Consider the following 26,678-nt stretch of genomic DNA (forward strand, 5'->3'; position numbering starts at 1 on the left):
GCTCAGACGCCCCAGACGATCGGCTGATCGGCGGCGTGCGAGCGCTTCATCATCTCGACCAGCGGCCAGGCACGCTGGCGCAGGCCGACCTCGGCGCGGCGCGGCGGGCTGCGGCCCTCGGCCTCGGCGAGTTCCTCGGCGGCGCGCTGGGCGGCCTCCTCGGTGACGATGGCTGCCTCCAGCGCGGCCATCAGCCCGGGCATCGCCGCGACCTCGAAGATGCCTTGTGGCGCGCTTTCGCGGCCCATCACCCGAAGCAGGCGATCGCCCACCGGGGCGGTCATGATCAGGTCGCTGGCGGCCTTGGACTTGAACTTGTAGAGCATGGCGCGATTGTGGGCCGGCCAGGCGGTGGCGACGATGTCAGCGCACCAGCTTCGCGGCGATCTGGTCGGACACGAGCTGCGACACGGCGCGACGGTCCAGGCCCTCGCTGGGCTGGCGCGGCAGCACCTCGACCTCGACGCTCATGCCGCGGGCGCAGACCACCGACCAGATGCTGCCGACCAGCGTGGTGTCGCCCACGAAGGCCACCGCCGGGCTGACCGGATGGCCCGGCTCCGCGTAGCGCAACACCACCGGCTGGACCGGCGTCGCGCCCGGCAGCACGGCCTGCAGCAGGTTGGCGTGGAAGGGCAGCAGCGCGTGGCCGGTGCCGGTGGTGCCTTCCGGGAAGACCGCCACCGTGTCGCCGCCCTGCAGCGCGGCGGCCATCTGGTGCACCACCCGCAGCGCGTCGCGCTTGCTGGCGCGTTCGATGAAGAGCGTGCCGGCCGAGCCGATCAGCCAGCCCAGCAGCGGCCATTCCTTGACGTCCGACTTCGACACGAAGCGGGCCTGCGGGCAGACCGCGTGGATGGCCGCGATGTCCAGCCACGAGATGTGGTTGGCCACGACCAGCTGCGGGCCGGCCTCGAAGCGGCCCATCGGCCGCAGCTGCACGCCCAGCACGCGCAGCAGCTTGGCCGACCACCACTGGATGTGGGCGCAGCGGGTCGCCTCGCTGGCCGCGCCAAACTCGCGCCAGGCCACCCAGGTGCCATGAAGAACATGCACGAAGGTGTGCAGCAGGCGCCAGGCGCCGATCAGTTGTCGCATCGATCAGGTCGGTTCGGGCGTTCGTCGGGTTCAGCCAGCGCGGCGCGGGGCCTCGTGGGCCACCGTGCCGGCGACCAGCGTGGCGCGCACCCGGCCGGGCAGCGCCATGCCGGTGTCGGCGAAGGCGAAGGGCGTGTGCTTGCCCTGGCTGCGCAGCACGTCGGGCGTGACCGCCCAGGTCGCCTCGGGGTCGAAGACGCAGACGTCGGCCACGCCGCCCTCGACCAGCCGGCCAGCGCTGTGCACCAGCGAGCCGAGCGAGTCGCCCAGCACCCGCACCGGCTCGCAGGTGACACGCGCGAGCGTCTGCGCCATGGTCAGGCCCTCGTCGGTGCCCCACTTCAGCGCCAGGCTCAGCAGCAGCTCCAGCCCGGTCGCGCCGGGTTCGGCCTCGGCGAAGGGCACCTGCTTGGCGTCACCCTCGACCGGCGTGTGGTCCGACACCAGCGCGTCGATCGTGCCGTCGGCCAGGCCGGCGCGCAGCGCGTCGCGGTCACGGCCCTGGCGCAGCGGCGGGTTCAGCCGCATGGCCGGGTTGAAGTAGCCGATGTCGACGTCGGTCAGGTGCAGCGAGTTGATGCTGACGTCGGCCGTCACCGGCAGCCCTTCGGCCTTGGCGGCCCGCAACAGGGCGACGCCGGCAGCGCTGGACAGGCGACACAGGTGGACCCGCGCGCCGGTCACCCGCACCAGCTCGAACAGCGTGTGCAGCGCGATGGTCTCGGCCATCACCGGCACGCCCGACAGGCCCATGCGCGTGGCCACGCCACCGCTGGCGGCCACGCCCTTGCCCAGCCACGGGTCCTGCGGCCGCAGCCAGACGGTGTAGCCGTGGGTCGAGGCGTACATCAGCGCACGCTGCAGCACGAGGGTGTCGGTGATCGCGACCTCGGCCTGCGAGAAGCCGACGCAGCCGGCCTCCGTCAGCTCGACCATCTCCGTCAAGGTGGTGCCGCCCAGGCCGCGCGTCAGCGCGCCGAGCGGGAACAGCCGGCACAGGCTGAGCTTGCGGGCCCGGAACTTCAGCATCTCGACCAGGCCGGGCTCGTCCAGCGTCGGGTCGGTGTCGGGCGGGCAGACCAGGCTGGTGACGCCACCGGCGGCGGCCGCGTTCAGCTCGCTCTCGAGCATGCCCTCGTGCTCGTGGCCGGGCTCGCGCAGCCGCGCGGCCAGGTCGACCACGCCGGGGGCGACGATGCAGCCCTGCGCATCGATCACGCGGGCGGCCTGGAAGTCGGGATTCACCGAGCCGATCTGCAGGATGCGACCGGCGGCGATGGCGACGTCGGCCCGCTCGTCGCGGCCGCTGGCGGGGTCGACGACCCGGCCGTTCTTGATGAGGATCTTCATGTCGTTGTCCGCTTGCGGGCTCAGGCCTCGTTGCCGGCGATGATGGACATCACCGCCATGCGCACCGCGATGCCGAAGGTCACCTGCGGCAGGATCACGCTGTGCTCGCCGTCGGCCACGGACGAGTCGATCTCGACGCCGCGGTTGATCGGCCCGGGGTGCATCACGATGCAGTCCGGCGCGGCCAGCGCCAGCTTGGCAGGCGTCAGGCCGTAGCTCTTGAAGTACTCGCCGGCGCTGGGCAGCATCGCGCCGCTCATGCGCTCGTTCTGCAGCCGCAGCATGATGATCACGTCGGCATCCCGGATGCCTTCTTCCATGTCGTGGCAGACCCGCACGCCCATGTCGCGCAGGTCGCCCGGCACGAGGGTCTTGGGGCCGACCGCGCGGATGTCGGGCACGCCCAGCGTGGTCAGCGCATGGATGTCCGATCGCGCCACGCGCGAGTGCACGATGTCGCCGACGACCGCCACGCGCAGCTGCGTGAAGTCCTTCTTGTAGTGACGGATCGTGTACATGTCGAGCAGGCCCTGCGTCGGGTGCGCGTGCCGGCCGTCACCGGCGTTGACCACGTGCACGTGCGGGGCGCAGTGCTGCGCGATCAGGTAGGGCGCGCCGCTCTCGCCGTGGCGGACCACGAACATGTCGGCATGCATCGCGCTCAGGTTGGCGATGGTGTCGAGCAGGCTCTCGCCCTTGGCGGTGCTGCTGCGCGCGATGTCGAGGTTGATGACGTCGGCCGACAGCCGCTTGGCGGCGATCTCGAAGGTGGTGCGGGTGCGCGTGCTGTTCTCGAAGAACAGGTTGAAGACGCTCTTGCCGCGCAGCAGCGGGACCTTCTTGACCTCGCGGTCGTTGACCGCCAGGAAGGTGCTGGCGGTGTCGAGGATGTGCGTCAGCACGGCCTTGGGCAGGCCCTCGATGGACAGCAGGTGGATCAGCTCGCCGTGCGAGTTCAGCTGGGGGTTGCGGCGCGCGAGCATCAGCGCGTCTCCTCGATCTTGAACGAGAAGGAACCGTCGCCGGCGCGTGCCAGCGCCAGCTTCTGCTCCGAGGGGATGGACAGACGGGCGGCCGCGACGGCCGCCTCGATCGGCAGCTGGCGGCCACCGCGGTCGACCAGCACGGCCAGCGTGACGCTGGACGGGCGGCCGAAGTCGAACAGCTCGTTGATGACCGCGCGGATGGTGCGGCCGGTGTAGAGCACGTCGTCGATCAGCACGATCGGCCGGCCGTCGACCGAGAACGGCAGGTGGGTCGCGTCATGGCCGCTGGCCAGGCCGCGCTCGCTGAAGTCGTCGCGGTGCAGCGTGCTGGAGATGACGCCGTGCGGCGTCGCCAGGCCCAGGTCGCGCTGCAGCCGTTCGGCCAGCCAGGCGCCGCCGGACCAGACACCGACCAGCACCGCGTCGCGGCGTTCCTCGGCGGCCAGCAGCTGGCGCACGCCGTGGCGCAGGCCGAGGTAGAGGTCCTCGGCATCCAGGCTCAGGTTCATTCGTGGGACTCCTCGGGGTCGGCGGCCGGTGGGTCGATCGCCGGGTTCGCGGCGGCGGCAGCGGCCTCGCGCTCGCAGGCGTCGAAGTACTGCTGCATCAGCACGGCGGCCGCCGCGGCATCGGCATCGCGGGGCCGCGAGGACAGCACCTCGGTGGTGCTGTAGCGCTCGTCGACCTCGAACACCGGCAGGTTGAAACGGCCGTGCAGCTGGCGCGCGAAGCGCTGCGCGAACCGGGTGTTGTCATGGCCCCGGCCATCGGGATGGCGCGGGATGCCGACCACCAGCGCGTCGGGCTGCCATTGCGCGATCAGCTTGGCGATCAGCGGGAAGCGGGCATCGCCCTCGGCCGCGACGGTGGTCAGCGGCGTGGCCTGGCCGAGCACGCGGTTGCCGCTGGCCACCCCCGTGCGCTTGCGGCCGTAGTCGAAGGCCAGGAACTGCTGCAGCGGCCGGCTGGCCTTGCCATGCACCGTGGCGGGGGTCGGTCCGGGGACGCTCATCGGCGACGCTCCTGGGGGACACGGGCCAGCATCGACGCGGCCGGCCCTCACGCGTGGCCGGCGTCCGACGACAGCATGAGCCGGTCGATGCCGAGCAGGCCGAGGGCGCGCTCGTAGCGCGCCTCGACCGGGGTCTCGAAGATGATGCCGGGGTCGGCCGCGACGGTCAGCCAGCCATTGCGGGCCAGCTCGTCCTCAAGCTGCCCGGCGCCCCAGCCGGCATAGCCCAGCGTGATCAGCACGCGGCGCGGGCCGGCGCCGTGGGACAGCGCTTCCAGCACGTCGCGGCTGGTCGTCATGACCAGGCCACCGGGAATGCTGAGCGTGGAGCTGTAGGCCTCGCCGGCCGACTCGCCGAGCGGCTCATGCAGCACGAAGCCGCGTTCGGTCTGGACCGGGCCGCCGAAGTAGACCGGCTCGTCGGCCAGGTCCTCGCGGTCGAGGCTGAGGTCGACGCGCTCGAACAGGTTCTTCAGCTTGATGTCGATCGGGCGGTTGATCACCAGGCCCAGCGCACCCTTGTCGGAGTGCTCGCAGAGGTAGACCACGGAGCCGGCGAACTGATCGTCGGCCATGCCCGGCATCGCGATCAGGAACTGGTTCGTCAGGTTGATTTCGCGGGCCTCGGGCATGCGCGGATTGTACCGATCACGCACACTGCGGCCCTTCCAAGAACAGCCTGCTCACCCCGTGACGACCGCCCTTGCCCATCCCTGGAGCCGCCCCGCCCACGCCCGCGCGAGCGCGCCGATCGAGCGTGTCGACGCCGCGCTGGTCTGGCTGCGCCGCGACCTGCGGCTCGATGACCATGCCGCGCTGTACCACGCGCTGCGCAGCGCCCGGAAGGTCTGGTGCGTGTTCGTGTTCGACACCACCCTCCTCGACGAGCTGCCGCGCGCCGACCGGCGGGTCGAGTTCATCTGGCACAGCATCGTGGAACTCGATGCCACGCTGCGCCAGCGGGGCGGCGGCCTGCTGGTGCGGCACGGTGACCCCTTCGAGGAGATCCCCGCGCTGGCCCGCGCGCTGGACGTGCAGGCGGTGCACGTCAACCGCGACCACGAACCAGCCGCGATCACGCGCGATGCCCGCGTGCGCGGCGAGCTGGCCCACGCCGGCATCGCGCTGCACAGCCACAAGGACCAGGTGATCTTCGAGGGCGACGAGGTGCTGACCCAGGCCGGCTCGCCCTTCAGCGTCTTCACGCCCTACAAGAACGCCTGGCTGCGCAAGCTCGAACCCTTCTACCTGCGCAGCTACCCGGTGGAACGCCACCTGGGCGCGCTGGCCGCGCCGCCGGTCGCGCTGGACCGGGGCGTGCCGCGCCTGAGCGACCTCGATTTCCTGCCCACCGACATGGCCACGCGGCTGCATCCGGGCGCCTCGGGCGGGGCGACGCTGCTGCTCGACTTCCTCGAACGCATCGACCACTACGGCGACACGCGCGACTTCCCCGCCGTCAAGGGCCCGAGCTACCTGAGCACCCACCTGCGTTTCGGCACGGTGTCGATCCGGCAACTGGCCCGCCATGCCCACGAGCGCCAGGTGGCGGGCTCGCGCGGGGCCGAGGTCTGGCTGTCCGAGCTGATCTGGCGCGACTTCTATCACCAGATCCTGCTGCACCACCCACGTGTCGTGACGCACAGCTTCAAGCCCGAATACGACGCCATCCGCTGGCACCACGGCCACGAGGCCGACGCCTGGTTCGAGGCCTGGTGCGAAGGCCGGACCGGCTACCCGATCGTCGACGCGGCGATGCACCAGCTCAACCAGACCGGCTACATGCACAACCGCCTGCGCATGATCGTGGCGAGCTTCCTGACCAAGGACCTCGGCATCGACTGGCGGCGCGGCGAGGCCTGGTTCGCGCGCCAGCTCAACGACTACGACCTGGCCGCCAACAACGGCGGCTGGCAATGGGCGGCCTCGACCGGCTGCGACGCGCAGCCCTACTTCCGCATCTTCAACCCGGTCAGCCAGAGCCAGCGCTTCGACCCGGACGGCCGCTTCATCCAGCGCTACCTGCCGCGCCTGGCCGGCCTGCAGGGACCGGCGCTGCATGCGCCCTGGCAGGCCCGCCCGATCGACCTGGTCGCCGCCGGCCTGCGCCTGGGCATCGACTACCCGCTGCCGCTGGTCGAGCATGCCGCCGCGCGCGAACGCACGCTGCAGCGCTATGCCGTGGTGCGCAAGGACGGCGGGCCAGCGCCGAAGGCGATGGACGACTGAGCCGGCGCCGCCGTCGTCCGGCGCGTCGTCAGAACAGCACGATGTCGTTCTCGCCGTCGCTCTCGGTGACGGTGCCCGCAGCGACCAGGGCCGCATAGGCCACCACCTGGTCACGGCCATGCGCCTTGGCGTGGTAGACGCCGGTGTCGGCGCGCGAGAACGCGGCCTGCGGCGTGTCGCCGGGGCGCACGTCGACGTAGCCCACGCTGACCGTGACATGCCCCGCGCGCGGGAACTCGTAGGCCGCGACCGCCAGCCGCAGGCGTTCGAAGGCGGCGCGGGCGCCCTCGTCGTCGCTGGCGTCGAGCATGACCACGAACTCCTCGCCGCCGAAGCGGTAGAGCCGGTCCTCGCTGCGCAGCGCACTGCGCATGATGCGGGCGACCAGCACCAGCACCTCGTCGCCGATCAGGTGACCGTGCACGTCGTTGACGCGCTTGAAATGGTCGACGTCGATGACGCCCAGGTACGGGTGGCGCGGCTGGCCCTGGCGACGCTGCTCGCCATCGGCCGCGAACTGGCGGCGCGCCTCCAGCACGGTCGCCTTCAGGAAGGTCTCGTCGAAGCTCTTGCGGTTGAGCAGGCCGGTCAGCGTGTCGCGCTCGCTGTAGTCCAGCAGGTGCATGAAGTTGGCGTGGATGCGCAGCATGCTCGTGGCCACGCGCATGTCGCGCGGCTCGATCGGCTGCGCCAGCACCAGCTCGATCACGCCGCCGCCTTCCAGCTCGCTGTCCATCGGCAGCAGCACGTGGTGCAGCCCGGCAAGGTCCTGTCCCACGTCGACGCGGACCTGCTCGCGCAGGCAGCGCAGGTGTTCCGGGCGGGACGCCGCAGGCGCGTCGGTCGCGTCGGTGGCTTCGGCGGTGGCCGGGTTCGACGCCGTGTCGCCGGTCTGGGCCAGCCGCCGCGTCACACGCTGCCAGCTGCCCCGCTGTGCCACGTCGGCAGCGCTGGCGTCGGCCGCGCCGGACGGGTCGAGCCGCCAGATCGTGACCTCGCGGGCATCGACCAGGTCGACCAGCGCGCTGATCAGCGACTCCTCGACCAGGCCGCGGTCGCGCGAGCGGGTCAGCTCGACGACGTGGTCCAGCGCGCTCGGCTCGGCCAGCGGCCGGGCCGTCGCCGTCGAGGTGAGGCCGTCCACGACCCGCCCCGGCTCAGGCCACGACGCGGCGCTGCGCGCCGGCGTGCTGGCGCAGCACGCCCAGCAGCTCTTCTTCGCTGTAGGGCTTGCCCAGGTAGTGGTTGGCGCCCAGTTCGGCCGCCAGGTCCCGGTGCTTCTTGGCGATGCGCGAGGTGATCATGATCACCGGCAGCGAGGCCAGTTCGGCGTCGCCGCGGATGTTGCGCAGCAGGTCGAAGCCGTCCATGCGCGGCATCTCGATGTCCGACAGCACGGCGACCGGGCGCTCGCCGGTGAGCGTGTCGAGCGCCTCCAGGCCGTCCTTGGCCAGCGCGACGCGGTAGCCCTCGCGTTCGAGCAGGCGCTTGGTGACGCGGCGCACGGTCAGCGAGTCATCGACCACCAGCACCAGCGGCGCGGGCCGATCCACCGGCAGTTCGCTGGCGATCTGGTTGGCCAGCTGGCTCGTGCTCGGCTCGGCGATTGCCAGCTGCATCAGCCGCTGGGCATGGCCGCCATAGACCGCCGCCAGCGCGACCGGGTTGTAGATCAGCGCCACGCCGCCGGCGGGCAGCAGCGTCATGCCGGCCAGACCGGGCATGCGCGAGAGCTGCGGGCCGAGGTTCTTCACCACGACTTCATGGCTGCCCTGGACCTCGTCGACGTGCAGCGCGACGCGCTGCTGGGCCGAGCGCACGATGACCACCGGCAGGGTCCGGCCGGTCTCGATGCCGCGCCCGCTGGCGTCGAGCAGCGCGCCGAGCCAGAAGAACGGCAGCTGCAGGCCGCCGTAGCTGTAGACGCCCTGCTGGTAGGCCGCCTCCAGCGTCAGCGGGGTGGCGCGCTGGACCAGCTCGACGAGGTTGGACGGCACCGCGATCTGGCTCGCGCCGGCGCGCAGGATCACGACCTGCGTGACCACCGTCGTCAGCGGCAGGACCAGCCGCAGGCGGGTGCCGCGGCCCCGCGTGCTGCGGGTCTCGATGCGACCGCCCATCGCGTGCACGTCCGAGCGCACCACGTCCATGCCCACGCCCCGGCCGGACAGCTCGGTCACCACGCTCATGGTCGACAGGCCGGGCACGAAGATCAGGTTGGCGAGGTCCTTCTCGGCCAGCTCGGCCTGGGCGTCGATCACGCCCATCGCGATGGCGCGCTCGCGGATGCGGTCCAGGTCCAGGCCGGCGCCGTCGTCGCGGATCTCGATGCTGACCTCGTTGCCGTCCTGCTGCAGCTCGATGACGATGCTGCCGGTCGGGTCCTTGCCGGCGGCCTCGCGCACGTCGGCGGCCTCGATGCCGTGCGAGACGCAGTTGCGCAGCAGGTGCTCAAAGGCGGCGGTCATGCGGTCGAGCACGCCGCGGTCGACCTCGGTCGAACCGCCCACGATGTCGAAGCGGACCTGCTTGCCGGTCTCCTTGGCCGCCATGCGCACGACCCGGTAGAGGCGCTCGGACAGGCTCTCGAACTCGACCATGCGGGTGCGCAGCAGGTCGCCCTGCAGCTCGCGCGTCAGGCGCGCCTGGACCGCCAGCTCGTCCTCGGTCGACTGCAGCGTGCGCTGCATCGCGCTGCGCACGGTGGCGACGTCGTTGACCGACTCGGCCATCATCCGCGTCAGTTCCTGCAGCCGGGTGTAGCGGTCCAGTTCGAGCGGATCGAACTCCTGCGAGGCGGCTCGCGCGGCCTGCATGCGCGATTCGAGCTGCGTGTCGGCCTGCAGCGTCAGGTCGCGCAGCTGCTGGCCGAGGCGGTCCAGGTTCTCGTTGAGGTCGACCAGCGAGCCGCGCATCGAGCCGACTTCCGACTCCAGGCGGGCCCGCGTGATGCTGACCTCGCCGGCCAGGTTGACCAGCCGGTCGAGCAGCGGCGCGCGCACCCGCACCGGCTGCGCACTGACCGGCGTGCGCTCGGCCGGCAGGACCGGCGCGGGCTCGCCGGCGGCGACGAAGCGCTGCCAGTCGATGCCTTCGGGCGACAGCGTCAGCGCCAGCTCGTCGCTCGACATCGGCACGCCCGGCGGCGGCGCGACGATGCTCCCGTCCAGTGCGCCATAGCCGGTGGTGCGGTAGCCGGTCGCACCGAAGCCGGTGCTGCCAAAGCCGGTCGCGCCAAAGCCGGTCACGCCCAGGGTCGAGCCCGCGTCGCCCAGGCCCATCTGGCCGGTGCCGTAGCCACTGCGCAGCTCGCCCGGCGCGCTGCCGAGGCCGGCCGAGCGGGTGTTCCAGGCGGTACTGTTCTGCAGCAGGCCCATGCTCGTCGCGGGCGCGACGCCATGCGAGCGCCGGACCGAATCGAACACCGCCGCCAGCACGTCGACGCGACGCTGCAGCTCATCCAGGTCGGCCGCGCTGACGGACACGCCCGACAGCTTCTCGACCGCCGACTCGAAGCGGTGCGCCAGCTCGCCCAGCCGCATCGCGCCGGCCAGCCGCGCACTGCCCTTGAAGGTGTGCAGCGTGCGCATGCAGGCGGTGGCCGCACTCGGGTCGGTCGGCGCACGCCGCCATTCGCCGACCTGGCCGGCCAGCTGCGGCAGCAGCTCCTGGGCCTCCTCGTCGAAGATCGGGAACAGCTCGGGATCAACGTGATCGGACTGGTCGATGTCCTCGCCCAGGGCCTCGATCAGCGCGGCCACATCGTCGGGCGGCGTCGGCAGCGCCTGGGGGGCGATCGCGGCCACGTCTGCCTGAACACCGGCCTGAACACCGGCCAGGCCACCAGAAAGGGCGCCGGCAAGGACGCCACCAGCAGGCGCGACGACCGGTTCGGTCACGGGCTCGAAGAACGGCGCATCCTCCGCCAGCCGCTCGCGGGGGCCGGCCAGGCTGGCGTCGAGCACGGTCGGCGCACCGAAGTCGATGCCCAGGTCGATGTCGGGCTGGATCGGGTCAGCTGCCGGGTCGGCCGGGGTCGGTGCCAGCACCTGCGGCTGGCCGTCCGGCGGCAGGTCGACGAACGCCTCGGCGCGGTCTTGCGCGACCGGTTCGAGGTCCAGCGACAGGCCCTGCATCGACGGCAGGTCGGCCAGGGACATCGGCGCCGACCCGGCTTCCGGCAGCGCCATGCCGGCAGGCGGCAGGCCGTCGAAGGCATCCCGCAAGGCCGGGCCGCCCAGCAGCAGCGTCGCTTCAGGATCGAGCGCCGGTCCGGGTGCCGGCAGGCCGTCAAGGTCCAGGTCGAGGTCGACCGGCGGCTCGCCCGTGGCGACGACCTCGGCCAGCAGCGGGACGTCCTGCGGCGCGCCGGTCGCATCGGGTGCGTCGTCCAGGACGGCGGCAGGCGCCGCGTCGGCCGGCTGCAGCGGCTCGGGCTCGATCAGCCAGCCGGTGGGCAGCGTCAGGCCCGCCAGGTCGCTGTCGCCGCCGATGCCGCGCGAGTCCAGCGTCGAGTCGCCCAGACGCGACTCGGGCGAGCGCACCGGCTGGCGCGCGGCGGCCGTTTCCATCCAGGCATGCAGGCGCTGCGACAGTTCCGGCGGCGGGCTGTGCAGGAAGCCGGCGGCGAACTGGTGCAGCAGGCGGCGGATCTCGTCGCTCACGGCGACAAACAGCGCGGCATCGTCGACCTCGCCGGCACCCAGGAACTGCACCCGGTCGAGCGCATGTTCAAGGTCGCGGGCCAGCTGCGACAGGTCGGTGAAGCCGACCGTGGCCGAGCTGCCGGCCAGCGAATGGGCCAGCGCGACGGCGGTGGCGCCCACCGGGCGGTCCAGCTCCAGCGACCACAGCGTCAGCTCGGTGCCGAGGCGGCGCGACAGCTCGTCGGCCTCGTTGAGGTAGATGTTGAACAGCGGGATCTGCAGCCGCAGCGGGCCGACGACCTTGACGTCGTCGTCGCGGCCGAGCAGCGCCATCAGGTCGATCGGCGGCTCGGCCGGCACGGCGGGCGACAGCGCCACGCCGGCCAGCGGCAGGCTGGACGAGGGGCGGAAGTCGGCCAGCCGGATGACCTCGGCACCGGCCGGGCTGACGGCTGCAGGCACGTCGGCATCGGGCACGTCGGCCACGGGCTCGCTTGCCGTCTCGTCCTGTTCCGCCGTGACCGAGGCCAGGTCGACCCCGTCGAGCGCGGCCAGCGCCGCCAGGTCCTGCGCGTCAACCTCGTCGACGGGCTCGGCCGGCAGGTCGAGCGGGGCCATGTCCGGCGTCGAACCCAGCGTCGAATCCAGGGACAGGTCGAGCGGCAGGTCGACCGCGACCGGCGCGTCCTGCGGGCGCTCCCAGGGCTGGGTCAACGTGCCGTCCAGCTCGGCCACCGGCTCGACCGGCGCGGGCTGTTCGGGGGTGGGCAGCTCGGGCGCCGGTGTCAGGTCGACCAGGCCGGCGTCCCAGCCGGTGGTCAGCTCGAAGACCTCGGTCAGCACCGGCACCTCGGGCACGGCCGACAGCATCGTGGCCTCGGCCAGCGGGACCATCAGCGAGGCCGGGTCCTCGTCCTCGATCGCGGCACCGGCGGCCTCCCAGCGGGTCTCGCCGGCATCGCCAGCGTCGCCATCGCGGACAGCCTCGGCAGCCGGCTCGTCGACGAGAACGTCGGCGACCGGCACGTCGGCCATCGCCTCATCGGCCATCGCCTCCCCGGCCATCGGCAGCTCGGCCAGCCCCAGCTCGGCCAGCGCAAGGTCGTCCAGCGGCAGCTCCAGCGGCGTGGCGGCGGCTTCGGGCAACTCCAGGGCCGGGGTCGCGTCGTGGGCCGCCGCATCGATGGGCTCGACGGTCAGGTCGTCCAGCGGCGCCAGGTCGGACATCTCGACCACCGGGCCCACGTCGGGCTCGAGTTCGAGGCTGGCGCTGTCGAACGCGTCGGCCGCCACGGCCTCGGCCTCGACTGGGGCGGCGGCGTCCAGCGGCAGGTCGAGCGGCAGGTCGAGCGGGACATCCGGCGCCACCTCGGGCGGCAGGTCGATCGGTTCTTCCTGGCCGGTCACCAGGCCGGTCGGCTCCCAGGTGGACGTCGACGGCGTCAGCGCGGTCACCAGCGGCGCGGTCGGCGCAAAGGTCGCCCAGTCGGGCGCCGGCGCGAGGGCCGGGGCCTCGGCGAAGGGCTCCAGCGTCGGTCCGGGCGGCTGCGCATGGTCCGGCGCGACGGTGAAGCCGGCACCGTCGAAGTCCAGCACGAGGTCGATCTCGGGCAGCGCGATCGGCTCGGCCGGCAGGTCGTCCAGCGAGGGCCGCGGCACCGGCTGGGTCGCCTGCAGGGTCTCGACCACCGGCGCGGGCGCCTCGTCGATCGGCACTTCCAGATCGACCAGGTCCGACACCGCGCCCAGCTCGCCCAGGGCCGGCGCGTTCGGCTCGGCCGCGCCGGGCAGGTGCACGCGCATCAGCTCGCCGGCCAGGCGCAGCGCGTCGGCCGAGGCGATCACCGGTTCGGGCACGAAGGCCGATGACTCGTGGCGGCTGATGGCGGCGACCCAGGCGGCGAAGTAGGTCAGCGCGTCGCTGGTGTAGGTGCGCAGGTCGGCGCTGGCCGGCGTCTGTTCGGCCAGCACGTGGTTGTAGAGCTGCTCGCTGGCCCAGGCCGCGTCGCCGAAGGCGCCCAGCCCGACCATGCGCGAGCTGCCCTTGAGGGTGTGGAAGGCGCGCCGCACCGTCGTCAGCGCCGACAGGTCGGACGGCGCGTGGTTGAGCGATTCCAGCGCGGCCATGGCCTCGGCCAGCACCTCGGTGGATTCCTCCAGGAAGACGCCGCGCATCTCGTCGTCGTCCTCCAGGCCGGTCGGCGCGAACTCGGCGCGGTCTTCCGGGCCCAGCGACATCGGCCGCGAGATCAGCGGCAGGCCGATCGGGTCCAGCCCCATCGGCGCGGTCGCGGTGGCGACGAAGTCGTCCATCGCCTGGGCGACGTGCTCGCGCGCCGCGTCTTCCGTGTCGTGGCCGGCACCGGCCTCGCGGGCCTGTTCGAGCGCCTCGCGGGCGGATTCCAGCGAGGCGGCCAGCTCGGGCTGGTCGCTGACCTGGGCATCGCGCGACAGCTCGGCGATCTGGTCGGAGACCTGCGCCAGCGGCATCTCGTGGCGGCGCACCGCCTCGGCGATGGCCTGGGCGCGGTCGATCACGTCCGGCGCCATCGTGCTGCGGCCCATCACCGGCGCCAGCACGCCGTTGACCATGTCGAAGCGGAACAGCTGCCGCGTCATCTGCGGCTGCACGCTGAGCATGTCGATCAGGAAACCCAGCGCGCCCAGGTTGCCGGCCAGCCGGTGGAAGGCCGACAGCGTGGCCGGCGAGCGCGGGTCGGCGGCCTCGCCATGCAGCAGCTGCTCGACGTCGGCGCGCATGCGCGCGACCGCCTGCATCGCCGGTGCGATCGTCAGCACCGAGAACACGCCGCGCATGCCGTTGAGCTGCTCGGGCACGGCCGCGAGCAGGCCGCTCTCGCCGGGGCTGCGGAAGAACTGGTCGACCTGGCGTTCGACCTCCGACAGCGTGTTGCGCAGCTCGGTGACGACGCTGCCGAGCGTCTGGCGGTCGGAGACGCGGCGGTACAGCTCCTCCATCCACGGTTCGAGCGGCTGGGCCGGCTGGCCCTGCGCGACGGCGGTGATGCGGCGCGCCATGTCGCGCGCCCGGTCGCCCTGGTCGGGCTGGTCGAGCTCGCCGTCGTCGAGCGCGGCTTCGAGGTAGAGCAGGCTGGTGGCGACTTCCATCGCCAGCTGCGGTGCCGGCGGGCGGCCGGTGCGGGTGGCCTGTTCGGCGGCCAGCGACAGCGCGCCGGCCAGCACGTCACCGTCCGGGTAGAGCCGGCGCATCGAGTCGCCGACCAGGCTGAAGGCCTCGCCCAGGTTGACCAGCCGCTGCGGTTCGGACCCGGCCACGCCGTTCCAGACCTCCTTGGCCGAGGCGATGCGCTTGCGCGCCTGGACGATCAGCGCCGGGTCGTGGCGACCGTAGCGCGCCTCGGCATAGTGGCCGGCGGCCTCGTGGCGCAGCTGGTAGCCGGTCCAGACCGCCTGCAGATAGGGCGAACGCGCCGGGTCGACCGGCAGCGCGCGGGCGCAGAAGAACAGCAGGTCCTGCGCCAAGCGCTCGGAGGCGTCGACCTCGGCCGACTTGACCTTGGCGCGCAGCGCGGCCATGGCACGCGAGCCGGTGCGCTTGACGAACAGGTCCGGGTCGATCAGGCCATGGCCCCAGGCCTCGAAGAAGCCGGCGGCGATGGACCACAGCGTGGCCTCGGCACGGTGGTTGGCCGCCCGGGCACCGATCGCGGCCGAATCGAAGGCCCGCGACAGGCCGGCCGCCGCCTCGACCGAGTTGGCCTTGACCAGCCCCAGCATGCGCCGCTCGACGTCGGCCAGCATGGTGGCGTCGACCGGGTGGCCCACCGAGCCGACCGGCGTGATCGGGCGCCAGCGCCAGTCGTGCGGCCACAGGTCGGCCGGGTGGATGCGCTCGGCGCCGTTGAGTTCGAGCAGCGCGCGCAGCTGCGGGAACAGGCCGACCGCCGGCGCGGGCTTGCCGGCCAGCCGACGGCCCAGGTAGTCCAGCAGCGCGAAGGAGGCCCGCTCGATCGCCTCGACGCCCTTGGCATCGGCCCGCTGCGGGCGCTGCACGAAGCGCTGCACCGCCGCCTCGCTGGCCCGCAGCAGCTGCGCGCCCTCGGCCTCGTTGACCAGCTGCAGCGCACCGACCGCGCCATGCAACTGTTGCCTCGCGTTGCGAAGCACCGCCGGTTCGACGTCCTCCAGGTCGGCGCTGGCGCTGGCCTCGGCCTCGCGCAGGTAGCGCCGCAGACCCTTGTGGGCCTGTTCCAGGCTCTTGCGCAGCTCCTCCAGGACCCACGCCAGGGCACTGAGGTCATCGGCCGGCACGGGGGCGGGTGCGGCGGGGCGTTGCGGGTCCATCGACATCAGATTAACCGAACCGATCTGCTGGGTCAGCCGGCGTCAGCTGATCTTGAAACGAGCCACCGACTGGCGCAGCTCTTCGGCGGTGCGCGACAGCTGGCGCACCAGCTGGGCGGTCGAACGGGTGCCTTCGCCGGTCTGTTCGGTGACCGCGAAGATGTGCTGGATGTTCTGCGCCACGACGGTGGCCGAATCGGACTCGCGTCGGGCCTGTGCGGCGATCTCCTCGATCAGCTCGGCCAGCTGGCGCGAGATGCGGTCGATCTCGGCCAGCGCGGTACCGGCGTTGTCCGACAGCCGCGCGCCTTCGACCACGCCCTGGGTCGAGCGCTCCATGGCACCGACCGCGTCGGCGGTGTCGGTCTGGATGGTCTTGACCAGCACGGCGATCTGGCGGGTCGCGTCGGCCGAGCGTTCGGCCAGCCGCTGCACCTCCTCGGCCACGACCGAGAAGCCACGGCCGGCCTCGCCAGCGGACGCGGCCTGGATGGCGGCGTTCAGCGCCAGCACGTTGGTCTGCTCGGTGATGTCCGAGATCAGCTCGGTGATCTCGCCGATCTCCTGCGACGACTCGCCCAGCCGCTTGATGCGCTTGGAGGTCTCCTGGATCTGGTCGCGCAGCGTGTTCATGCCGGTGATGGTGTCGAGCACCGCCGTCAGGCCGGAGGTCGCCGCCGCGAGCGACTCGCGCGCCACGTCGGCCGACTGTTGCGCCTGGCCTGAGACGCGCTGGATGCGACCGGCCATCTGCAGCACCGCCTCGCCGGTCTCGCGGATCTCGCGCAGCTGCTCGTCGGAGGCCGCCAGCAGCTCGGTCGAGGTGGCTTCGACCTGCTGGGTCGTGTCGGTCACGCGGGCCGCCGTGCCCTGCACCTGCGAGACCAGGTTGCGCAGCTCCTCGACGGTGTAGTTGACCGAGTCGGCGATCGCGCCGGTGATGTCCTCGGTCACGGTGGCCTGCTGGGTCAGGTCGCCCTCGGCGACCGACTGCAGCTCGTTCATCAGCCGAAGAATGGCCGCCTGGTTGGCGTCGTTGACGCGCTTGGCCTCGCGCTCCTGGCGCTCGGCCTCGTGGCGCTGCTGGTCCGACATCGTCGCGCGCTGGCGCTGGTCATGCGTGAAGACCGCCAGCAGGCCCAGGCCGCCGAGGCCGCCCAGCAGCAGCGACACGCCGATCAGGATGACGTTGAACCAGCCCATGCCACCGGCGGCGGACAGCGAGCCCTGCACCTCCTCCAGCCCGGCGCGCAACGCCTCGCTGTCGGTCAGGATGGCCAGCTGGGCATCGCGCGCGGCCACCAGGCCCTGCAGGTTGCCGACGATCACGCCGGCCTGCGCGCGCAGCTGCTCGTGGGCCTTGAGCAGCGCCTCCAGGCGCTCGCGCGAGGCGCCGTCACGGGCGCCGGACAGGCGCAGCTCGGGGCTGCCGTCGAGCAGGCCGCGGGCCAGGTCGTTGAAGGTGTTGAGGTCCTTGCCGAGCAGGAAGACGGCCTCGGGCGAGACGCCCTGCGGGCCGAGCGCCTCGCTGGCCGAGCGGCCGATGCGCTGCGTCAGCATGACCAGCTGGCCGGCTGCGGCGATGTCGGCCGGCGCGCCGTTGGCCTGGACCCGCGCGTTGGCCACCGCCTCGGCCGGATCGAGCAGCTCGACCGACTGCTTGCCGATCGCCCGCAGCGCCTTGCCGACCTGGGTCAGCACCTGTTCCTGCGCCAGCACGACCTGGGCGTTCTTCTCGGCCTTGTCGACCAGCGGCAGCAGCGGCGAGATCAGCGGCTGCGAGGTCAGCGGGGCGGCCTCCAGGCCGGGCAGCGTGCTGCCATCGGACAGGCCGCGCACGTTACGCGCCAGCACCTCGGCCGAGGTCCGCACCTCGGCGAAGGCCGCCGGGTTGCCGACCATGGCCTGCAGCACCGACTTGGCCAGCCGCTGCGACTGCATCAGCGCCTGGCCGGTCGCACCGACCTGGGCGGCGCTGCCGCCGGCCGAACGCACCGCCAGCACGGAAGCGAGCACCAGGCCCAGGACGCCCAGCGCCAGCAGCGCGCCGAGCAGGCGCTGCTGCTGGTCGGCACCGAGGTGGCCGATCAGCGGCAGGCGCACGCCGCCGGCGGCGTTGGTGCGCGGCACCGGGTCGACGCCCGGCATGCGGGTGTTGAGGTAGCTGGAGGCCGCCGCCGATGGGGCCGATTCGCTGATCACCGAGCCGCCGTGGCCGTCGGCCGGACCGTTGGGCAGGCCGATGTCCTGGACGGTGTCGCGGGCGTCGTTGGGGTCGTCGACGATGGAGAGCGCGTCGACGTAGGAGACCTCGTCGGCCAGTTCGCTGTCGTTGCCGCGCCTGTTGGCTCCGCCGCCCTTGAGCTTGTCGAGAAAGGTCATGCCCAGCCTCAGATCAGATCGGTCGCGCCAGCTCGCCGGCCATCGAGGCCAGCGGTGCACGCATCGTGGGGTTCGTCGTCATCGCGGGCCGCTGGTTCACAGGGCCCCCACGATGCGAAGGAAACGTTCGTCGCGGGCCAGCGCGGCCAGCCGCAGCTCGACCCAGATGCGGCCGACGGCATCGCGGTAGCGCGCGCCGACGAAGCCGGGCCGGACCACGCCGTCATCGGGCATCTGCATCAGCTGCGAGGCATTGCGCAGACCGGCCAGGTGGTCCACGCGCAGGGCCACGTTGACGTCCAGCGACGGGTTGAAGGCGACCACGCGGTCCTGCTCGCTGCCCTCGGCCGGTTCGGCCCCGGCGCTCGGGCCACGCAGGCCCAGGTAGCGGCCCAGGTCGACCACGCCGGACAGGACGCCTCGCAGGTTGGCCACGCCCAGGTACCACGGCGCCGCGTGCGGCACCTTCACCAGCGCACCGCACTGGAAGATCTCGCCCGCCTCGGACAACGGGAACAGGAAGCCGCAGCCGCCCGACTCGACCGCCAGCCACGACTGCAGCCGCTCCTGGGTCTTGACCTCGTGGAGCCGCTCGGCGAGCCGGCCCTGCAGTTCGCGCAGCGCTTCCTTGTTGGCCATGTCGTGGGGTCGGTGTCGTGGGGTCGGTGCGTCGCGTCAGCCGAAGGCGCGGATCTTCTGCACCAGCTCGTCGGGATCGACCGGCTTGACGACGTAGTCGCGCGCGCCCTGGCGCATGCCCCAGACCTTGTCGGTCTCCTGGTCCTTGCTGGTGCACATGATCACCGGCACGTCGGCGTACTGCGGGTTGCGGGTGATGGTGCGGGTCAGCTGAAAACCGTTGACGCCGGGCATCACGACATCCATCAGGATCAGGTCGGGCTTTTCCTCGACGATGCGGCGCAGCGCCTCGTCGCCGCTCTCGGCGGTGCGCACGCGAAAGCCCTGGCGCGTCAGCACGTCAGACAGGAAATGCAGTTCCGTCTTCGAGTCATCCACCAGGAGGATGTTGTGGATCGCCATGGCGCAGGGTCCCTTGCGTGGTTTCGGGGGTCGGCGGTCGTCGGTGCGGGGGCTGGCCTGCGGTCGAACCCTGACCCGGCTGCCGCGGACTGCCTCAGGCCGGGGCGCGGCGGTGCAGCGCGACCGCCTGCAGCAGCTGGTCCTTGGTGAAGGGCTTGGTCAGGTAGTCCTGCGAGCCCACCATGCGGCCCCGCGCCTTGTCGAACAGGCCGTCCTTGGACGACAGCATGATCACCGGCACGCTGGCGAACTCGGCGTTGCGCTTGATGATGGCGCAGGTCTGGTAGCCGTCCAGCCGAGGCATCAGGATGTCGCAGAAGATCAGGTCAGGCCGGTGGTCGCTGACCTTGGCCAGGGCATCGAAGCCGTCCTCGGCCAGCACGACCTCGCAGCCGCCCTGCTTCAGGAAGATTTCGGCGCTGCGCCGGATCGTGTTGCTGTCGTCGATGACCAGCACCCGGGTGACCTGGGGGTCGCGGGTCGCGCCCGTGGCACCGGAGGGGAACTGCGCAACCGCGGAATCCAGGCTCATGAACGCCTCCCGATGTGTGGTCTCAGACCTGAACCATCTCGAAGTCTTCCTTGCGTGCACCGCACTCGGGACAGACCCAGTTCATCGGCACGTCGGCCCAACGGGTACCCGGGGCAATGTCGTGATCCGGGTCACCGGCGGCCTCGTCGTAAATCCAGCCGCAGATCAGGCACATCCAGGTTTGAGTTGCGCTCACAGCGTGCTATCAGCTTGTCTACAATGATCCAGATTCTAGCGACACGACTTGCCCAAAAAGCGAGCTTTTGTCGGCACCTAGACAACATTTCTCAGGAAGTGCTGGAGCTTTTTCCGGCGCACGCCGGCGCAGCCCGGGTCATGCTGATCAGCCCAGCCCGGCCCTCCGGTCGGCGGCCAGATTCCGAGCCCCCTTTCCCGCGCAGGACGCCATGAACCCTCCCGACACCGAAGCCCCCACCGACCCGAACGACGATCAGGTCTCGGGCCCGGTCTGCGTCATGTGTTTCAACGCCAGCGACGCCAGCGGCGCCGGTGGCGTCTCCGGCGACATCACCACCGTTGCCGCGATGGGTGGCCATGCGCTGCCGGTCATCACGACCATCGTGATGCGCGACACCGCCGAAGTCTTCGACCACACCCCGATCGATCCCGAGACCGTCGTCGAGCAGGCCCGCAGCGTGCTGGAAGACCTGACCATCGGCGGCTGGAAGGTCGGCTTCCTCGGCACGGCGGAGTCGGTCGGCGCGGTCGCCGAGGTGCTGTCGGACTACCCCGACGTGCCGCTTGTCACCTACGTGCCCTCGCTGTCCTGGATCGACGACGAGGACGCCGCCCAGAGCTACCACGACGCGCTGCGCGAGCTGGTGCTGCCGCAGACCGAGGTGCTGGTCGGCAACCAGAAGACGCTGACCGATTTCCTGCTGCCCGACTGGGATGCCGAGCGCCCGCCCTCGGCGCGCGAGCTGGCCGTCGCCGCCGGCGAACTCGGCGCCAGCCACGTCCTGGTGACCGGCGTGCAGCTGCCCAACAACTTCGTCGACAACGTGCTGGCCTCGCCGCAGGGCGCCATCACCGGCGAGAAGTTCGAGCGCTTCGAGACCAGCTTCGTCGGCGCCGGCGACACCCTGTCGTCCGCGCTGGCCACGCTGCTGGCGACCGGCCAGGAGCTGCACCTCGCGGTGTCCGAGGCGCTGGCCTTCCTCGACCAGGCGCTCGACGCCGGCTTCCGTCCCGGCATGGGCAGCGTCATCCCCGACCGCTTCTTCTGGGCCCTGCCGCCCGAGGACGAAGACGAGGAAGGCGCCGAGGCCAACGGCACCGACACCGGCGAGGACGGCGACGCCACCGTGCCGCCGTCGCGCAACATCCACTGAACCACCGGCTGCGGGCGCCCTGCCCGCCCGATGACGACCCTCGCGACGGCTGGCAGCCGTCGCGCCCGTTTTGGAGCCCCACTCGATGACCTCCGTGAGCCACGCACCCCACACCAACGCCGGCCTGTTCGAGCGCGCCCAGCGCACCATCCCCGGCGGCGTCAACTCGCCGGTGCGCGCCTTCCGCGCCGTCGGCGGCACGCCGCGCTTCATCGCGCGGGCGCAGGGTGCCTACATGTGGGACGCCGAGGGCCAGCGCTACATCGACTACATCGGCTCCTGGGGTCCGATGATCCTGGGCCACGGCCACCCGGCCGTGCTGGAGGCGGTGCAGCGCGCCGCCACCGAAGGCTTCAGCTTCGGCGCGCCGACCGAGCGCGAGGTCGAACTGGCCGAGGCCATCGTCGCGGCCGTGCCCAGCATCGAGCAGGTCCGCCTGGTCAGTTCCGGCACCGAGGCCGGCATGACCGCGATCCGCCTGGCGCGCGGCGCCACCGGCCGCAGCAAGATCATCAAGTTCGAGGGCTGCTACCACGGCCATGCCGACGCGCTGCTGGTCAAGGCCGGCTCGGGCCTGGCGACCTTCGGCCACCCGACCAGCGCGGGCGTGCCGGCCGAGGTGGTGCAGCACACCCTGGTCCTCGAATACAACAACCTCGAGCAGATCGAGGCCGCCTTCTCGGCCCACGGCGGCGAGATCGCCTGCGTGATGATCGAGCCGATCGCCGGCAACATGAACTTCGTGCGCGCCCAGGTGCCCTTCGTGAAGCGCATCCGCGAACTGTGCGACCACCACGGCGCGCTCTTCATCTTCGACGAGGTGATGACCGGCTTCCGCGTCGCGCTGGGCAGCGCCCAGAGCCTGTACGCCCAGGCCATCCCCGGCTTCCGGCCCGACATCAGCGTGTTCGGCAAGGTCATCGGCGGCGGCATGCCGCTGGCGGCCTTCGGTGCGTCGCGCAAGATCATGGGCCTGCTCGCGCCGCTCGGCCCGGTCTACCAGGCCGGCACGCTCAGCGGCAACCCGATCGCCACCGCCTGCGGCCTGGCGACGCTGCACGAGATCAGCCAGCCCGGCTTCTTCGAGGACCTGTCGCGCAAGACCCGCCGCCTGGTCGACGGCCTGGTGGCCGGTGCGCAGGAGGCCGGCGTGCCCTTCGCGGCCGACTGCCAGGGCGGCATGTTCGGCTTCTTCTTCGGCCCCGATCTGCCGCAGAACTACAACGCGGTGATGGCGACCGACAAGGAGCGCTTCAACCGCGTCTTCCACGGCCTGCTCGACCGCGGCGTCTACCTCGCCCCGGCGCTCTACGAGGCCGGCTTCGTCAGCGCCGCCCACACCGATGCCGACATCGACGCCACCATCGCCGCCGCCCGCGAGGCGCTGAAGGCGTGAGCGGGCCCATGTCGACCCCGAACGAGCTGCCGCAGCAGCCGCGCGCGCTGCACCGCACCGGTCCCTGCGAGTTCGGCGGCCTGCCCGCCGTGCACCTGCGATCGCCCGACGGCGCCCAGGCCACCGTTCTGCTGCAGGGTGCGCACGTGGTCTCCTGGATTCCGGCCGGCGACGAGGAGCAGCTCTACCTGTCGCCCGACTCCGCGCTGGACGGCCACACCGCGGTGCGCGGCGGCGTGCCGGTGGTGTTCCCGCAGTTCAGCGAGATGGGCCCGCTGCCGCGCCACGGCTTCGCGCGCACCCGCACCTGGACGCTGGAAGAAGCGACGGTGCGCGGCGAGCACGCCTTTGCCGTGCTGACGCTGCAGGACGACGCCGAGACCCGCGCCGTGTGGCCGCATGGCTGGTCGCTGGAGCTGACCGTCAGCGTCGACCGCCGCCGCATCGAGATGGAGTTCGCGGTGATCAACCGCGGCGACACGCCGTTCGAGTTCCAGGCCGCGCTGCACACCTACCTGGCCTGCGCCGACGTGCGCCGCGCCCAGCTCGAAGGCCTGCTGGACCAGAACTACCACGACAAGGTGCTGGACCAGCCGCGCCAGCAGTGGATCGACGTCGTCACCATTGCCCAGGAGCTGGACCGCATCTACTGGGAATCGCCGCGCCAGCTGATGCTGCGCGAGGTCGGCCGCAAGGTCGAGATCCGCCAGACCGCCTTCGAGGACACCGTCGTCTGGAACCCCGGCCCCGAGCGCAGCGCCGAGTTGCCCGACCTGCCGGACGACGGCTGGCTGGGCCTGCTCTGCGTCGAGGCTGCCCAGATCGGCAACCCGGTGCGCCTCGCCCCCGGCGAGGAATGGGCCGGCATGCAGACGATCGAGGTCCAGGCCTGAGGCGGGTTCAAAGCCCGGTACGAAGCCAGGCGTGATGGGAGGGCGGTTCAGCCGGCCGAGCGCCGGGCCGCCCCAAGTCGACCAACGAGGCCGCAGCCTGGGCTTCTTGTCCGGCCGAGCGCCGGGCCGCCCCAAGCCGGCCGGCACCCCCACGGGGGGTGGCTGCGGTACACCGCAGCCGGGGGCTGTCAGTCCCCCAGGCAGACGCCGATGTCGCGCGCGCAGACCACCAGCGGGTGGTCTGGCGGCACGGTGCGGTTGCGGCCGGCAACCTCCGACAGCGGCACCGTGACCATCTCGCCGCGCTGCAGCGACACCATGCGGTGGAACTCGCCGCGCCGGATCGCCTGCGCGGCCGCGTGGCCGTAGCGCGTCGCGAGCACGCGGTCGAAGGGCGTCGGGCTGCCGCCGCGCTGCACATGGCCCAGTACCGTCGCCCGCACGTCCGAGCGCACGCCCAGCGCCGGCAAGCGGGCCTCCAGCTGCGCGCGCAGCACATGGCCGACGCCGCCCAGCCGCAGCGGATCGGGGCTGTCGGCGATCGTGCGTTCGACCGTCAGCCCAGCACCCTTCGCGCAGGCGCCTTCGGCGATGCAGATGACGGTGTAGCGCTGCCGGCCGGCCCGTTCGGCGCAGAAGGCGGCGACGCGGTCCGGGTCGTAGGCGATCTCCGGCAGCAGGATCACGTCGGCCGCGCCGGCGATGCCGGCCTCCAGCGCGATCCAGCCGGCGTAGCGGCCCATGGTCTCGACCACCATCACCCGGCCGTGGCTCTGGCCGGTGGTCTGCACCCGCTCCAGCGCCTCGGTGACGATGGCCACGGCGGTGTCGAAGCCGAAGCTGCGCTCGTTGCAGGCGATGTCGTTGTCGATGGTCTTGGGCACGCCCACGACCGGCAAGCCCATGTCGCTGAGCCGCCCGGCGATCGTCATGGTCCCGTCGCCCCCGATCGCCACCAGCGCCTGCAGCCCGATCGTGTCGCGGGCATAGGCCAGCACCTCGGCCGACACGTCACGGCCCTGGAAGCTGAACGGACTGGCGGTGTTGCTGGTCCCCAGCAGCGTCCCCCCGGTCGCCAGGATCCCGCTGACGCCGCGCCAGTCCAGCGGCCGGACGCGCCGCTCGATCAGGCCGAGGAAGCCATCCTCGATGCCGATGACCTCGGCGCCGCACTGGTGGATCAGCGACTTGGTGACGGCGCGGATGACCGCATTCAGCCCCGGGCAGTCACCGCCGCCAGTGAGGATGCCGATGCGAGGGGTGGGCGTCGACGTCATGTGGGAGGCTCCGAAAGAGGTTGATTGGAGGTTGCGTCAAGCGGGTTTCTCGCACATCGGCGTGCGGGTGGCGAGCGGTCGAGACCCCTCCCCCGACTCCTAGAATCCTCGGATGCACATCCACATCCTCGGCATCTGCGGCACCTTCATGGGGGGCCTGGCGGCGCTGGCGCGGGAGGCGGGTCATCGGGTGACCGGCTGCGACGCGAATGTCTATCCGCCGATGAGCGACCAGCTGCGCGCGCTCGGCATCGAGCTGATCGAGGGCTGGGACCCGGCGCAGATGGCGCTGGAGCCGGATCTCTACGTGATCGGCAACGTCGTCAGCCGGGGCAACCCGCTGATGGAGGCCATCCTCGACGCCGGTGCGCGCTACACCAGCGGGCCGCAGTGGCTGGCCGACCATGTGCTGGCCGGGCGCCATGTGCTGGCCGTCGCCGGCACGCACGGCAAGACCACCACCACGTCCATGCTGGCCTGGATCCTCGACGTGGCCGGGCTGCAGCCGGGCTTCCTGGTCGGCGGGGTGCCGCAGAACTTCGGGGTGTCGGCGAGGCTCGGCGCAGTGGCGAGCGTGGGGGCCCCGTTCGTCATTGAAGCGGACGAGTACGACACCGCCTTCTTCGACAAGCGCAGCAAGTTCGTGCACTACCGGCCGCGCACCGCCGTGCTGAACAACCTGGAGCATGACCACGCCGACATCTTCCCGGACCTGGCGGCCATCGAGACGCAGTTCCATCACCTGGTGCGGACCGTGCCGCGGGCCGGGCGCCTGGTGGTGAACCAGCGCGAGGACAGCCTGCAGCGCGTGCTCGAGCGCGGTTGCTGGTCCGAGGTCGCCTGGTTCGGCGCCCGAAAGGAGACACCCGGCGCGCTGCGCGCCCGTGGCGAGCCGCATGCCTTCGACGTGCTGCGCGGCAGCCTGAAGGTGGCGCGGGTCGAGTGGTCGCTGCTGGGCGAGCACAACCAGCTCAACGCGCTGGCGGCGATCGCGGCGGCCGAGTCGGTCGGCGTGACGCCGGAGGCGGCCGGGGCCGCGCTGGGTCGCTTCGAGAACGTGCGCCGCCGCCTGGAACTGCGCGGCGAAGCTGGCGGCATCAAGGTCTACGACGACTTCGCGCACCACCCGACCGCCATCCGCACCACCGTCAACGGCCTGCGCCGCAAGGTCGGGCTGGACCGCATCCTGGCGGTCTTCGAGCCGCGCTCGAACACGATGAAGCTCGGCACCATGGCCGCGCTGCTGCCCTGGGCACTGGAAGAGGCCGACCTGAGCTTCTGCCACAGCGCCGGCCTGGGCTGGGATGCCGCCGCCGCGCTGGCGCCGCTGGGCGAACAGGTGCAGGTGCATGACCAGATCGACCGGCTGATCGCCGCCGTCGTGAAGGCCGCCCGGCCCGGCGACCACGTGCTGTGCATGAGCAACGGCGGCTTCGGCGGCATCCACCAGAAGCTGCTGGACGCGCTGGCGCAGCGGCGCAGCTGAGCGTCAAGCGGCCGACGACCCGAGCGATGCCCGCGCCGACCCACCTGCTCTACCTGCATGGCTTCCGGTCCTCGCCGCAGTCGATCAAGGCGCGACGCATGGCCCGCTGGGCCGCCGAGCGCGCGCCGGGGCTGACCTTCTGGTGCCCGCAGCTGCCGCCCTCGCCGGCCGAGGCCATCGCGCTGATCGAGGCGGGCATCGCCGGCTGGCCGGCCGGGCGCAGCGCGGTCATCGGCAGCTCGCTGGGCGGCTGGTACGCCACCGTCGTGGCCGAGCGCCACGGCTGGCCGGCGGTGCTGCTCAACCCAGCCGTGGAGCCGGCCCGCGACCTCGCGAAGCACATCGGCGAGCAGACCAGCTGGCATGACCCGCAGGACCCGCAGCAAGGCTTCTTCTTCCGCGCCGAGTTCATCGACGAGCTGCGCGCGCTGCAGCCGCCCGAGCCGCTGACCCGGCCATCGCGCTACCACGCCGTCATCGCCACCGGCGACGAGGTGCTGGACTGGCGCGAGATGCGGGCGCGCTACCCCGTGTCGGCCGGCTGCTCCGGCGTGCTGGTCGACGGCAGCGACCACGCGCTGGGCGACTTCGAGGACCACCTGCCCGACCTGCTGGCCTTCCTCGGCTTCGACCCGGCGACCTGATTTCCCACCCGTCCCACAACCCCGAACC

21 protein-coding genes are annotated in these 26,678 nt (G+C 72.0%); 6 read left to right on the forward strand and 15 right to left on the reverse strand.

Annotation, left to right across the window (positions count from 1 at the left end):
• Positions 1–2: 2 nt before the first annotated feature.
• The 7 genes from Q8X39_RS13630 to Q8X39_RS13660 are packed head-to-tail and all read right to left on the reverse strand — an operon-like array spanning position 3 to position 5,078.
• Entirely contained in the window at positions 3–326 is a 324-nt protein-coding gene (locus tag Q8X39_RS13630) for a DUF1840 domain-containing protein (protein ID WP_305750227.1), read from the reverse strand.
• Between the two features lie 37 nt (positions 327–363).
• A complete protein-coding gene (locus Q8X39_RS13635) occupies positions 364–1,098 on the reverse strand; it encodes a lysophospholipid acyltransferase family protein (protein WP_305750228.1) in 735 nt (244 codons plus the stop codon).
• 30 nt (positions 1,099–1,128) lie between these two features.
• Positions 1,129–2,448 (reverse strand): dihydroorotase, encoded by a 1,320-nt coding sequence (locus tag Q8X39_RS13640; protein ID WP_305750229.1) that lies wholly within the window; start codon positions 2,446–2,448, stop codon positions 1,129–1,131.
• A gap of 20 nt (positions 2,449–2,468) precedes the next feature.
• Entirely contained in the window at positions 2,469–3,431 is a 963-nt protein-coding gene (locus Q8X39_RS13645) for an aspartate carbamoyltransferase catalytic subunit (protein ID WP_305750230.1), read from the reverse strand.
• Complete coding sequence (gene pyrR / locus Q8X39_RS13650) at positions 3,431–3,943, reverse strand: bifunctional pyr operon transcriptional regulator/uracil phosphoribosyltransferase PyrR (RefSeq protein ID WP_305750231.1); 513 nt, start codon at positions 3,941–3,943, stop codon at positions 3,431–3,433. The genes Q8X39_RS13645 and pyrR overlap by 1 nt, the downstream gene beginning before the upstream one ends.
• Entirely contained in the window at positions 3,940–4,446 is a 507-nt protein-coding gene (gene ruvX, locus Q8X39_RS13655) for a Holliday junction resolvase RuvX (RefSeq protein ID WP_305750232.1), read from the reverse strand. Before ruvX ends, pyrR begins: the two co-directional genes overlap by 4 nt.
• A gap of 47 nt (positions 4,447–4,493) precedes the next feature.
• Positions 4,494–5,078, reverse strand: a complete 585-nt coding sequence (locus Q8X39_RS13660) for a YqgE/AlgH family protein (RefSeq protein ID WP_305750233.1) — start codon at positions 5,076–5,078, stop codon at positions 4,494–4,496.
• Between the two features lie 118 nt (positions 5,079–5,196).
• Here Q8X39_RS13660 and Q8X39_RS13665 point away from each other — a divergent pair, with 118 nt between their 5' ends.
• Positions 5,197–6,675 (forward strand): cryptochrome/photolyase family protein, encoded by a 1,479-nt coding sequence (locus Q8X39_RS13665; RefSeq protein WP_305750425.1) that lies wholly within the window; start codon positions 5,197–5,199, stop codon positions 6,673–6,675.
• A gap of 28 nt (positions 6,676–6,703) precedes the next feature.
• Here the strand turns inward: Q8X39_RS13665 and Q8X39_RS13670 are convergent, their stop codons facing one another.
• From Q8X39_RS13670 to Q8X39_RS13700, 7 genes are all read right to left on the reverse strand, one after another.
• Complete coding sequence (locus Q8X39_RS13670; protein ID WP_305750234.1) at positions 6,704–7,819, reverse strand: GGDEF domain-containing protein; 1,116 nt, start codon at positions 7,817–7,819, stop codon at positions 6,704–6,706.
• Positions 7,820–7,832: 13 nt separating this feature from the next.
• The gene (locus Q8X39_RS13675; protein WP_305750235.1) at positions 7,833–15,647 is read right to left on the reverse strand and encodes a hybrid sensor histidine kinase/response regulator; all 7,815 of its coding nucleotides are present in this window, start codon (positions 15,645–15,647) and stop codon (positions 7,833–7,835) included.
• 42 nt (positions 15,648–15,689) lie between these two features.
• Complete coding sequence (locus Q8X39_RS13680) at positions 15,690–18,029, reverse strand: methyl-accepting chemotaxis protein (protein WP_305750236.1); 2,340 nt, start codon at positions 18,027–18,029, stop codon at positions 15,690–15,692.
• A gap of 96 nt (positions 18,030–18,125) precedes the next feature.
• On the reverse strand, positions 18,126–18,668 hold the full coding sequence (locus Q8X39_RS13685; protein ID WP_305750237.1) for a chemotaxis protein CheW: 543 nt from the start codon (positions 18,666–18,668) through the stop codon (positions 18,126–18,128).
• Between the two features lie 36 nt (positions 18,669–18,704).
• Complete coding sequence (locus Q8X39_RS13690; protein WP_305750238.1) at positions 18,705–19,070, reverse strand: response regulator; 366 nt, start codon at positions 19,068–19,070, stop codon at positions 18,705–18,707.
• A 94-nt stretch (positions 19,071–19,164) separates the two neighbouring features.
• Entirely contained in the window at positions 19,165–19,602 is a 438-nt protein-coding gene (locus tag Q8X39_RS13695; protein ID WP_305750239.1) for a response regulator, read from the reverse strand.
• A gap of 22 nt (positions 19,603–19,624) precedes the next feature.
• The gene (locus Q8X39_RS13700) at positions 19,625–19,777 is read right to left on the reverse strand and encodes a rubredoxin (RefSeq protein WP_130481998.1); all 153 of its coding nucleotides are present in this window, start codon (positions 19,775–19,777) and stop codon (positions 19,625–19,627) included.
• A 232-nt stretch (positions 19,778–20,009) separates the two neighbouring features.
• On the opposite strand from Q8X39_RS13700, the gene thiD reads away from it, so the two are divergent.
• The 3 genes from thiD to Q8X39_RS13715 all read left to right on the forward strand — a co-directional run bounded on the left by thiD (position 20,010) and on the right by Q8X39_RS13715 (position 23,243).
• Complete coding sequence (gene thiD, locus Q8X39_RS13705; protein WP_305750240.1) at positions 20,010–20,954, forward strand: bifunctional hydroxymethylpyrimidine kinase/phosphomethylpyrimidine kinase; 945 nt, start codon at positions 20,010–20,012, stop codon at positions 20,952–20,954.
• 94 nt (positions 20,955–21,048) lie between these two features.
• Positions 21,049–22,350: a glutamate-1-semialdehyde 2,1-aminomutase gene (gene hemL, locus Q8X39_RS13710; protein WP_305750241.1), complete on the forward strand. Its 1,302-nt coding sequence runs from the start codon at positions 21,049–21,051 to the stop codon at positions 22,348–22,350.
• 8 nt (positions 22,351–22,358) lie between these two features.
• Positions 22,359–23,243, forward strand: coding sequence for a D-hexose-6-phosphate mutarotase (locus tag Q8X39_RS13715; RefSeq protein ID WP_305750242.1), 885 nt, complete (start codon positions 22,359–22,361; stop codon positions 23,241–23,243).
• A 188-nt stretch (positions 23,244–23,431) separates the two neighbouring features.
• Here Q8X39_RS13715 and Q8X39_RS13720 read toward each other — a convergent pair whose 3' ends face one another.
• Positions 23,432–24,520 carry a 6-phosphofructokinase gene (locus tag Q8X39_RS13720; RefSeq protein ID WP_305750243.1) on the reverse strand — a complete coding sequence of 363 codons (1,089 nt, stop codon included), beginning with the start codon at positions 24,518–24,520 and terminating at the stop codon, positions 23,432–23,434.
• Positions 24,521–24,632: 112 nt separating this feature from the next.
• On the opposite strand from Q8X39_RS13720, the gene mpl reads away from it, so the two are divergent.
• Both mpl and Q8X39_RS13730 read left to right on the forward strand, forming a co-directional pair.
• A complete protein-coding gene (mpl, locus tag Q8X39_RS13725; RefSeq protein ID WP_305750244.1) occupies positions 24,633–26,006 on the forward strand; it encodes a UDP-N-acetylmuramate:L-alanyl-gamma-D-glutamyl-meso-diaminopimelate ligase in 1,374 nt (457 codons plus the stop codon).
• Positions 26,007–26,032: 26 nt separating this feature from the next.
• Positions 26,033–26,650 (forward strand): YqiA/YcfP family alpha/beta fold hydrolase, encoded by a 618-nt coding sequence (locus tag Q8X39_RS13730; protein ID WP_305750245.1) that lies wholly within the window; start codon positions 26,033–26,035, stop codon positions 26,648–26,650.
• Positions 26,651–26,678 lie beyond the last annotated feature (28 nt).

Source organism: Leptothrix discophora (assembly GCF_030705305.1).
Lineage (GTDB): Bacteria > Pseudomonadota > Gammaproteobacteria > Burkholderiales > Burkholderiaceae_C > Sphaerotilus > Sphaerotilus discophorus.